Origin of the sequence: Streptomyces sp. SID486, assembly GCF_009865385.1 — a bacterium.
GTDB lineage: Bacteria > Actinomycetota > Actinomycetes > Streptomycetales > Streptomycetaceae > Streptomyces.
In genome coordinates, this window is sequence record NZ_WWJT01000194.1 from 1 (window position 1) to 9,562 (window position 9,562).

General features: G+C 71.5%; 11 protein-coding genes. 7 read left to right on the top strand and 4 right to left on the bottom strand.

Going from position 1 to position 9,562, the window contains the following annotated elements; genetic code table 11:
- The 3 genes from GT045_RS09590 to GT045_RS09600 all read left to right on the top strand — a co-directional run.
- Positions 1 to 567: M4 family metallopeptidase (locus GT045_RS09590; protein ID WP_161333902.1), on the top strand; the 567-nt coding region annotated here is incomplete at its 5' end.
- 340 nt (positions 568 to 907) lie between these two features.
- Positions 908 to 1,138, top strand: a complete 231-nt coding sequence (locus GT045_RS09595; RefSeq protein WP_161295080.1) for a chaplin — start codon at positions 908 to 910, stop codon at positions 1,136 to 1,138.
- A gap of 345 nt (positions 1,139 to 1,483) precedes the next feature.
- Positions 1,484 to 1,858 (top strand): SH3 domain-containing protein, encoded by a 375-nt coding sequence (locus tag GT045_RS09600; RefSeq protein ID WP_202527649.1) that lies wholly within the window; start codon positions 1,484 to 1,486, stop codon positions 1,856 to 1,858.
- A gap of 35 nt (positions 1,859 to 1,893) precedes the next feature.
- Here GT045_RS09600 and GT045_RS09605 read toward each other — a convergent pair whose 3' ends face one another.
- Positions 1,894 to 3,396 (bottom strand): helix-turn-helix transcriptional regulator, encoded by a 1,503-nt coding sequence (locus tag GT045_RS09605; protein ID WP_161333903.1) that lies wholly within the window; start codon positions 3,394 to 3,396, stop codon positions 1,894 to 1,896.
- Between the two features lie 195 nt (positions 3,397 to 3,591).
- On the opposite strand from GT045_RS09605, the gene GT045_RS09610 reads away from it, so the two are divergent.
- Positions 3,592 to 4,203: a hypothetical protein gene (locus tag GT045_RS09610; protein WP_161295084.1), complete on the top strand. Its 612-nt coding sequence runs from the start codon at positions 3,592 to 3,594 to the stop codon at positions 4,201 to 4,203.
- Between the two features lie 107 nt (positions 4,204 to 4,310).
- Positions 4,311 to 4,766, top strand: coding sequence for a hypothetical protein (locus GT045_RS09615; protein WP_161333904.1), 456 nt, complete (start codon positions 4,311 to 4,313; stop codon positions 4,764 to 4,766).
- A gap of 81 nt (positions 4,767 to 4,847) precedes the next feature.
- On the opposite strand, the gene GT045_RS09620 is transcribed toward GT045_RS09615, so the two are convergent.
- Both GT045_RS09620 and GT045_RS09625 read right to left on the bottom strand, forming a co-directional pair.
- Positions 4,848 to 5,465 carry an SUKH-4 family immunity protein gene (locus GT045_RS09620; protein ID WP_161333905.1) on the bottom strand — a complete coding sequence of 206 codons (618 nt, stop codon included), beginning with the start codon at positions 5,463 to 5,465 and terminating at the stop codon, positions 4,848 to 4,850.
- A gap of 167 nt (positions 5,466 to 5,632) precedes the next feature.
- Positions 5,633 to 6,373, bottom strand: a complete 741-nt coding sequence (locus tag GT045_RS09625) for a class I SAM-dependent methyltransferase (RefSeq protein ID WP_161333906.1) — start codon at positions 6,371 to 6,373, stop codon at positions 5,633 to 5,635.
- A gap of 268 nt (positions 6,374 to 6,641) precedes the next feature.
- Here GT045_RS09625 and GT045_RS09630 point away from each other — a divergent pair, with 268 nt between their 5' ends.
- Both GT045_RS09630 and GT045_RS09635 read left to right on the top strand, forming a co-directional pair.
- Complete coding sequence (locus tag GT045_RS09630; protein WP_237538489.1) at positions 6,642 to 7,409, top strand: L,D-transpeptidase family protein; 768 nt, start codon at positions 6,642 to 6,644, stop codon at positions 7,407 to 7,409.
- A 502-nt stretch (positions 7,410 to 7,911) separates the two neighbouring features.
- Positions 7,912 to 8,430: a transglycosylase SLT domain-containing protein gene (locus GT045_RS09635; protein ID WP_161298149.1), complete on the top strand. Its 519-nt coding sequence runs from the start codon at positions 7,912 to 7,914 to the stop codon at positions 8,428 to 8,430.
- A gap of 77 nt (positions 8,431 to 8,507) precedes the next feature.
- Here the strand turns inward: GT045_RS09635 and dhaK are convergent, their stop codons facing one another.
- Positions 8,508 to 9,503 (bottom strand): dihydroxyacetone kinase subunit DhaK, encoded by a 996-nt coding sequence (gene dhaK, locus GT045_RS09640; protein ID WP_161298150.1) that lies wholly within the window; start codon positions 9,501 to 9,503, stop codon positions 8,508 to 8,510.
- Positions 9,504 to 9,562: the final 59 nt, after the last annotated feature.

Here is a 9,562-nt window from a genome sequence, read left to right on the forward strand (position 1 = left end):
GGCCACGAGATGAGCCACGGTGTCACCTCCAACACCGCGGGGCTGGAGTACTCGGGCGAGTCCGGCGGCCTGAACGAGGCCACCAGCGACATCTTCGGCACCGGTGTCGAGTTCTTCGCGAACAACTCCTCCGACGTCGGTGACTACCTCATCGGCGAGAAGATCGACATCAACGGCGACGGCACCCCGCTGCGCTACATGGACAAGCCCAGCAAGGACGGCGGCTCCGCCGACTACTGGTCGGCGGACGTCGGCGACAAGGACGTGCACTACTCGTCCGGCGTCGCGAACCACTTCTTCTACCTCCTCGCTGAGGGCAGCGGCGCCAAGACGGTCAACGACGTCTCCTACGACTCGCCCACCCACGACGGTTCGAAGGTCACCGGCATCGGCCGCGACAAGGCCCTGCAGATCTGGTACAAGGCGCTGACGACGTACTTCACGTCGACGACCGACTACAAGGCGGCCCGCGAAGGCACCCTGAAGGCCGCATCGGACCTCTACGGCGCCGACAGCACGGAGTACAAGACGGTCGCCGCGGCCTGGACCGCGGTCAACGTCGGCTGACGTCCGCACCACCACGACCGGGGGCGGCACCAGGGATCCTGGTGCCGCCCCCGGCCACGCCCGCAGACCGCATCGGCGCATGGCACGGCGCCCTTTCGGCCACCCCGGCCGACCGGAGAGACCGCCACGGCGCGGAGTCCGACGGGGCGCTCATGACCACGTCGGCGCGGGCGTGCCGCAGATGTGCCGGGTGAATTGCGGGAAAAGTCGTGACCTGCGGCTGATTTGCAAGTTGAGCGGGGCAGTCGTCCGGGCGAGGCGGGTGCTCCTCTCGCCGGGACGGCGTCCGTTCCGTGTGGGGTCCGTCCCCACCTTGCCTTGAAAGTGAGTTGTGATCACCATGAAGAAGACGCTTGCGGTCGTTGCCACTGCCGGTGCCGTAGTGATGGGCGGAGCGGGCCTCGCGGCCGCTGACGCCGGTGCTCAGGGTGCCGCGCTGAACTCGCCCGGTGTCGTCTCCGGCAACGCCGTACAGGTCCCGGTCCACATCCCGGTCAACGTCTGCGGCAACAGCGTGAACGTCATCGGCCTGCTCAACCCGGCCTTCGGCAACACCTGCGTCAACGACTGATCCGATCCCGCGCGGCGAGAGCCGTGAGGGTACGGGCACGTCCCGCTGAGTGTGGCGGCGGTCTTCCTCCCCGGCCGCCACACTCGCACCGACCGACCGCCGCACACGTACCGACGGCCGCCGCCCTCGCACCGACCGGCCGCCGCCCTCGCTTCGACCGGCCGCACCCCTCGTACCGACGGCCGCACCTCCGCCCGGTGACTACCGCCGAGGTTTACCGGACCTCAACCCCCGGGTGGACGTGCCGCGTACGAGACCTTCGTAACGTATCGACCCGTCACGAACGGTCCGCAGGAGTCGGGTGTGTACCACACCCGCCCGCGCAGTCAACCGGGGGTACTTCCCATGCGCATCGCCAAGCCACGCGTCCTCGCCGCCACGCTCGCCGTCGCGGCGGCGGTGCTCACGCCCGCCGTCACCGCGGGGGCCGCCCACGCGGTCGCCCCCTGCGGCAAGAAGGCCGCCGACAAGGACGGCAGTTCCTGGCACGCCACCGCCAACGGCGCCAACATGCGCTCGGGTTCGAGCACCGGATGCTCCATCAACGGACTGGCCGCGCGCGGCGACGTGCTCGACTACCACTGCTACACCTGGGGCCCCTGGCAGGGGGAGCAGCGCTACGCCTGGACGTACGCGCGCAACACCCGCACCGGGGTGGAAGGGTGGCTGCGGACCGACACCATGAGCGACTTCGGCAGCGACGTGTACTGCGGCTTCTGAGAGACGGGCCGCCCGGTCCGGCGGACGCGGAGGCCCTAGCTGCCGTAGGGGACCCAGGCACGGTTGCCCGCGTCGTCCGTGCCGTACCAGTAGCGCGGCATCCCCTTGATGCCGGTGGTGTGGAACGGCCGGCCGTGGTCGTCGATGCGGACGGTGCCGGTGCGGCCCTGGGAGGACCAGTCGAGTTCGAGGTACCAACGGGCGTCGTAGGCCAGCGTGGTCGCGTCGACCAGCAGCACCTCGGGGTCCTCGGCGGAGACCCGGTACGGGAAGTGCACGGCCGGGATCGTGTGTTCGCTGTCCGCGCCGTCCTTCGGCCGGGCGATGGGGCGGTCGACGTCCAGGTCCACGGTGAAGCGACTGGGCGTGAGCTCGCCACCGCACCCCTGGTCCATGGCGTACGCGTTCCCCGCGGCCGGAGTGCCGCGGCTCACGATGCGGACGCGGAGCGCCTCCAGGACCACGGCCGTGGACGACCTCCCCTGCACCGAGATCTGCACCATGGTCTGCCGCCCGTGTACCGCTCCCTGTGTGGCCGCCCACGCCCCGGCGTCCTGCTGGACCGGCGGCGGAGGCACCTGCGAGGGCGGCAGGTCGATGGCGTAGTCGTGGCCGCAGCCCATGTTCCAGACCTGGGAGTCGGCGCTCCAGGCGAGGGGCGGGGGCAGTTCGCCGGCCGGCTCGGTGCCCGAGGAGGGGGCGCTGCCGGCGGCGGACGGGCCGAGGACCTGCTTCCGGGGGCGGGGCGACGCGGAGGCGCGGGAGGAGGAAGGGGAAGGGGAGAGGGAGGCCGACACGGAGGCCGAAGGCCGCACCGGGCGGTGGGGTGTGCCGGTGGCGGTCGTCCGGAGGCCCCGGGCGCGATGGACGTCCGCCTCGGGGGAGCGGTCGTCCGGCAGGACGGACTTGATGGCCGAGGTGGCGAGCAGCGCGCAGACGACGGCGGTCGACGCGAGGACCCGTCGGCGGCGGTACCAGGGCCGCGGAGCGGGTAAGGGCTCGGGATCGTCCGGGTCGGCAGTGTCCGGCTCGGCCGTGGCCGGGTCGGGCCTGTCGGCGGGCTGCCTCGCGGGTCCGTCCGTCTCGCCGGGCACCTCGCTCGCGTCCGTTGGGGAAGCCGACGCCGGCGCAGCTTCTGACGCCGACGCCGCCCCTGACGCCGACATCGCCCCCGCCGTCGCCCCCGACCTCGGCGCCGGTTCCGGAACCACCGCCTCCGCCGGGCCGGCCGTACGGACCCGCTGCCGAGCCGCCACCGCGGCCAGCCACAGCCGGTGCAGCTCCAGCCGCTCCGCCGGTGTCGCCTGGCAGAAGGCCGCGAGCCGCTCCACGGGCGCGAAGTCCTGGGGCACCGCCTCACCCGCGCAGTACCGGTGCAGCGTGGAGGTGTTCATGCTGAGGCGGCGGGCCAGGGAGCCGTAGCTCCGGTCCGTGCGGTCCTTCAGCCGACGCAGCAGCGCCGCGAACTCCTCGACATCGTCTCGACTCGACACCGTTCCCCCGTCGTCCGCCCGCGATCCCGTATCCCAGGCACACATGTACCTGCACGTCAGATGGGCTGGGATGGTTCCACCGTCGGCGGATGTGCGGCAGTCGTTGCACCGCCCCGGGTGACCGGCGATGCTCTTGGTGTCGCACCGACCCGGGCCGGACCGGCCGCGTGGCGTCGGGCGGCGTCCGACACGCATGCACTGTGCTCATGCGTTCACCGCACCTATTCACGGGGGACACCCATGCCCAAGCGCACCCGATCAGGCGCGCTCCTCGCAGTCGCCGCCGCGGGGCTGACCGTGGCGCTGGCGGGACCGGCCACGGCCGCCCCGCGGGCGCCCGGCTTCCTCACGGCCGCCGACCTGCCACCGCATCCCACCTCGTCCTGGACGGCCGGCAGGGTCACGGCCGGCGTGCCCGAGGGGACGACCTGGGACACCTGCCTCAGGGCGCTGCCGGGCAGCGGCCCTGCCTGGCACCGCGATTTCGGCACCGACCTCGACACGAACGCCCGGCAGATCACCGTCGTACTGCCCGGATCCCGTGCGGCGCAGCAGCTGACCTCGCGGCTGAACCAGGACATCAGGTCCTGCGCGGCCCGCATCGAGCAGCACGACCCGGACACCGAGGCCACCGGCAAGGACTTCGGGAAGCTGTCCGTCGAGGAGGGCGCCCACGTCTACGGCGTCCACACCGGGACCTCCTGGGGCGCGAGCGACGTCCGCCTGCTGTCCGTCGGCCGGGACGGCCGCACCGTCACGGTGGTCGACTGGGCTCAGCTCGGCGGCTTCGACGGTGCGCCGGTGAAGGCGTTCAAGAAGACGGCCGTCAGGGCCGTGACGAAGCTCCGCTGACCACGCGGCCAGGGCCGCCCTCCCGTCACGGGGGTCGGGAGGGCGGCCCGTCACCGACGACCTCGGTCCAGCCCGACCATTTGCTCACTCGGATACGGAGAACAGAGATGAACACCAAGACCCGCAGCGCACTCACCGCCGGCGTCCTCGCCGTGGCCCTCGGCTTCGGCGCGGTCCAGGCCGCCGCCGGAACCCCGCGCAGCGTCAGCGGCAAGCCGTCCGACAACATCACCCGCATCGCGGACTTCTACGGCGCCTACATCGACGCGGTGACCGACGAGGACAGCGGCCGCCTCGGTGAGGCCCTGCGCAGCCACTACCTCACCGCCGGCTTCCAGAAGGAACTGAACGCCTGGGAGGAGAAGAACCACGCCAACGGTGTCCTGCGCGCCCAGAACGTGCCCCTCGCCTGGAAGGTCACCGACAACGGCACCGCCGACCACACGGAGGCGGTGGTCACGCTCACGTGGAGCAAGTCCAGCACGACCACGCTCGTCGTCGACATGACCCGCGGCAGCCACAAGATCTTCCACATCGGGGACAAGGGCGTCGGCGGGAAGTGACCGCCGTGGCGCCGGCGGCAGGGGGCGAGGGGGACGACCGGCCGGCCGTGCGGAACAGTGCGGAACACGCGGGGCCGCCGGTCACCCGTGGAGCGAGCGGCCTCCAGGGCTGTCGCCCCTGAAACGCTGGCCCGCGGCGATCTCGTCGCCCACCACCGACCAGACCGTCTCGTCGTGCCGGAAAGGAAGCGGGTCGAGCCTGTTCGTCTCCAGACGGACACGCTCGACCTCGCGTTCCAGGCGCTCGAAGTCGGCCTCCTCGTCGTCGGTGTCGCCGCCGAAGGTGAACTCGTCGAGCACGCGCTGGAATCCGACGGTGACCTGGACGAGGGAGGAGACGTCGGCGTGGAGTTCCTGCACGCTCTCCTCGTCGGCGTCGAAGGCGTACACCTTGCCGGAACCGGGGTCGAGGGCGAGATGGGCGTTGAGCAGCCAGCCGATGACGGGCCAGTCGCCGGCGCCCGCCGACACGTCCGCGTAGTCCCCGGCGTCGACGACGTCCCCGACGACGGGCAGTGCTCCGGTGTCGTCGTCCGGCTCGCGCAGCGTGAGCGTGCCGGTGGGGACGCCGACCGTCTGCAGGAGGCGGGCGCCCTCGGTGCCCGCGGCGCAGGGCGGGAACGCGGTGGCGGGCAGGGTCGCGAGCCGCTCCTCGCCGAAGACGTCGGCGAGTCGGCTGCGGGTGATGTCGAAAAGCACTGCCGGAACTCCGAACTCCCGGCGGGGCGGGCGCCGTGGGACCCTCAGTGTACGGACGCGACCACGACGACGGCGTCGCGGATCACGACCGTGCCCGTGTGATCACGGAGTGAGCGTCGCCGGGCCCCGGTGACACCAGAGCCCCGTGGCGGCCCCGCCCCACCCCCTCAGGCGCGGCAGCGCAGCATCTCCAGCGGCGGATTGGCGTGGAAGTCGGCCCAGAAGTCCGCACCGAACTCGCGCATGCCGGCCTCCGACACCGTCAGCGGAACCCAGGTCACGTCGCTGAAACCGGCGGCCCGCAGACACTGCTCGTAGACCTCGCGCCGCGGGCGGTTGGCAACGAAGGAGACCGGCGGGTCCAGCAGCGCCGTGGTCCGCACCTTCGGTCCCGTCTGCGCCTGCTCGCCGGTGAGTTCGCTGCGGAACCCGTACCGGTCCGGGGGCGGTCCGTCGAAGCGGAAGTCGGGGGACTGGTTGAGCACGAAGAACTCACCGCCTGGCTTCAGACTCCGGTGCGCGTTGCGACACATCTGTTCCGCCGTGGCGATGTCATCCGCGTAGTTGATCAACTGGACGGCCAAGGCGATGTCGAAACGGTCCTCGACGCTGCGCAGCCGGGACGCGTCGCCCACCTCGTAGCGCGCACCCAGCGGCTCGCGCTCCTCCAACGCCTGCGCCACGCCGATCATTTCGCGGGAGATGTCGATGCCGAGCACGTCCGCGGCACCTCGGCGCCTGAACTCCCGGCTGTAGAAGCCGGTGCCGCAGGCGAGGTCGAGGACCGACTTGCCGCGCACGTCCCCGACCATGGCCAGGAAACTGGGTACCACCGCGTACCGTTCCAGCGGCAGAGCCTTGAACCCCTCGAACGCCTCACCGATCTCGTCGTACTGCTGCTCGCTCACTACGCCGTCCTCCCCGTGCTCCGACATGGTGCGGGCCGGGCCTGGCGCCCTCCGTGGGCTGCCCTCGGCCTGCGATCGGCAGTCTCCACGAAGCCGGGCGGGCCGTCGTACTGGCGGAAGCCACAAAGATCGGGAGGTCCCGGTGGTCACCCGTACAGGCGGGTGCGCCGGTCCGCCCTGTCGGCCTTGGGGGTGCTGCGCAGTTGGGCCGGATGCCGCGTCCGGATGCGCTCCGCAGCCGCTTCGTCACAAGATCCTGACCATGTGGATGCTCTCGGTGACCCCGTCCTGTCGTCGGCCGGTGCGGCGCGGCGGTGCGCGTCATGCCATATCCGCGGCCCTTGTCTGCGGCGTCCTGCTGGCCGGGGCCACGGCCTGCGGCCAGGGCGCGGAGCGGAAGGTCTCCGGCGGTGCGCCCGGCGCGGCCTCCGCCTATCCCGGTGAGGCCGTGGGCTTGCGCCTGCCGGGCGTGGGGGACCGCATGTGGAGCCAGGTGCCGGCCGGCACCGGTCAGGCGGTGGTCGTGTACGGCGAACGCCCCGATTCCCCGGACAGCCTCGTCGTGCTCTACGAGAAGCGGGAATCGACGTGGGTGCGGTCGGCGAGCTGGTCCGGACACAACGGCAGGCTGGGCTGGACGGAGGACCACCGCATCGACGACGAACGCAGTCCTGTCGGCGTGTTCACGCTCACCGACGCGGGAGGCTCCCTCGCCGACCCCGGCAGCCGGCTGAGGTACTGGTACGACGACCACGCCTACGTGACCATGCTGCCCCCTGGCCAGGCCCACACCCATGACTTCGACTACGTCATCGCCATCGACTACAACCGGCTCCAAGGCGCGCCGCCGTTCGACTGGAGCCGCCCCGAAGGGGTGGAGAGGGGTGGCGGGATATGGCTCCACGAAGACCACGGTGACGGCACCTCGGCATGCGTCACCGTCCCCGAGTCCGGCATGAAGACCCTGCTGCGCACCCTGGACCCGGCGCGGCAGCCCGTCGTCGTGATGGGGGACCGCGAACACCTCGCGTCCTGAAGCCGGGCTGTGCCCGGACCTGCCCGGCCTGCCTTGACCTGCCCGGCCTGCCCCGACCTGCCCGGTCCGGGCCGATGCGCACCGCGACGTCCCGTGGCGGAGCGTGGCGACCCGGCCGGGCCGTCACGGCGCCTCCGGGACCGGCCGCGACCTCCCGAAGGGGCGGTTTTCGCGGAAAAGCGGGTGACGCAGCCCATAGGGGCCATATCACGTCCTAAGCGGGGCCGTACCCCGCGCACCGCTGCGGCCAGCCCGCCAAGCCCCGGAATGACCGATTTATGAACTCTCTACTGCTCGGGATAGTACGTCACATTCTTGCCCGGGCCCGGGCGGGCCGCTAACCATGTTGTCCGTTGCCGCAAGCCGCAGGGCCGGTCGGGCGCCGGAGCGCCTCACGTACCCCGCAGCCGTGCAGCACAGGGCCGCCCCGACGCCCTGCGGGCCGCGACCGGTGAATCCGGCCGGCGCCTCGAAAGACGTCCTACAGGAGAGACCCTTCCTCATGACTGCGATCACCACCCCCCGCCGCCTCGCCCGCCTGCGCTCCCTCGCCCTGACCGGCATCGCCACGACCGGCGCCGCGGCCGCCGCCATCACCCTGATGCCGGCCTCCGCACACGCCGCCGAGGCACCGCGCACCGCCCACAGCGTCACCGCCCCCGCGCAGGACACCCACACCGGCTCCGGTGCCGCCGGCGCCACGAACAGCCTGGACGGCTGGATCAAGAAGTCGCTGGCCATCATGAAGGCCCAGGGCATCCCCGGCAGCTACGAGGGCCTGCACCGCAACATCATGCGTGAGTCCGGCGGCAACCCCAGCGCCCAGAACAACTGGGACGTCAACGCGCAGAAGGGCATTCCCTCCAAGGGCCTGCTGCAGGTGATCGACCCCACCTTCAACGCGTACCACGTCGCCGGCACCGCGCACAGCGTCACCGACCCGGTCGCGAACATCACCGCCGCCGCCAACTACGCCGCGCACCGCTACGGCTCGATCGACAACGTCAACTCCGCGTACTGAGCGGCCGGCCGACCCGACACGCGGGGCGGTGACACTCCCGCCCCGGCCGCCGGCCCACCGGCACGCTCCCCGGCCCGTCAGAAGACCCGGATCGGGATCTCGGCGGGGTCGGTGAGCAGATCGAAGATCTCCTCGTCCAGCCGGACCAGCGTCACGGAGGCGCCGGCCATGTCCAGCGAGGTGCAGTACTCACCCACGTAACTGCGCCCGACCTCGATGCCGCGCTCGGCCAGCTGCTTGTGAGCCAGTCCGTACACCAGGTACAGCTCGCCGATCGGCGTGCCGCCGAGGCCGTTGACCATCAGTGCCACGCGGTCACCTGAGGAGAACGGCAGGTCGTCCACGACCGCGCTGACCAGCTCGCGCACCAGCGCGTCCGCCGGCTGCAGTTTCTCGCGCCTGCGGCCCGGCTCGCCGTGGATGCCCACGCCGATCTCCACGGCGTCCGCCGGCAGGTCGAACAGCGGTGAACCCTTCGCCGGCGGCGTGCAGGCGGTCAGCGCCATGCCCATGGTGCGGGTGACGGAGTTGACCTTCTCCCCGATCCGGTACACCTCGTCGAGATCCGCGCCCCGCTCGGCGGCCGCACCGACGGCCTTCATCACGAAGAAGTTCCCGGCCACCCCGCGCCGGCCGACGGTGAAGGTCGAGTCCTGTACGGCGACGTCGTCGTCGATGAAGAGAGTACGGACGGTCACCCCCTCGGCCTGGGACAGCTCCTCCGCCATCTCGAACGCCATGCGGTCCCCGGTGTAGTTGTTGACCAGCAGCAGCACACCCTTCGGCGAAGCGACGAGTTTGACCGTCTCGTACACGGAGTCGGCGGGCGGCGCGGCGAAGACGTCCCCCGGACAGGCGGCGTCGAGCATCCCCCTGCCGACGGTCATCACATGCGCCGGCTCGTGACCGGACCCCGACCCCTGCACGATCGAGACCTTGTTCCGCTGCGGGGCGTCCGAGCGCATGATCAGGTTGTACTCGGGCACGTACTTCAGCGTGCCGGGGTTGGCCAGCGCCAGTCCCTCCAGCATCTGCGCGACGTAGTCCTTCGGGTCGTTGACGAACTTCTTCATGCCGTGACTCCTCCCGGTCCTGCCGGGCCCGGGCGCCCGGACCCGGAACCCGCGGTCAG

Coding starts and splice junctions, on each gene's coding strand:
- GT045_RS09595 (WP_161295080.1), top strand. CDS start 908: ATGAAGAAGACGCTTGCGGTCGTTGCCACTGCCGGTGCCGTAGTGATG.
- GT045_RS09600 (WP_202527649.1), top strand. CDS start 1,484: ATGCGCATCGCCAAGCCACGCGTCCTCGCCGCCACGCTCGCCGTCGCG.
- GT045_RS09605 (WP_161333903.1), bottom strand. CDS start 3,396: ATGTGTGCCTGGGATACGGGATCGCGGGCGGACGACGGGGGAACGGTG.
- GT045_RS09610 (WP_161295084.1), top strand. CDS start 3,592: ATGCCCAAGCGCACCCGATCAGGCGCGCTCCTCGCAGTCGCCGCCGCG.
- GT045_RS09615 (WP_161333904.1), top strand. CDS start 4,311: ATGAACACCAAGACCCGCAGCGCACTCACCGCCGGCGTCCTCGCCGTG.
- GT045_RS09630 (WP_237538489.1), top strand. CDS start 6,642: ATGCTCTCGGTGACCCCGTCCTGTCGTCGGCCGGTGCGGCGCGGCGGT.
- GT045_RS09635 (WP_161298149.1), top strand. CDS start 7,912: ATGACTGCGATCACCACCCCCCGCCGCCTCGCCCGCCTGCGCTCCCTC.
- dhaK (WP_161298150.1), bottom strand. CDS start 9,503: ATGAAGAAGTTCGTCAACGACCCGAAGGACTACGTCGCGCAGATGCTG.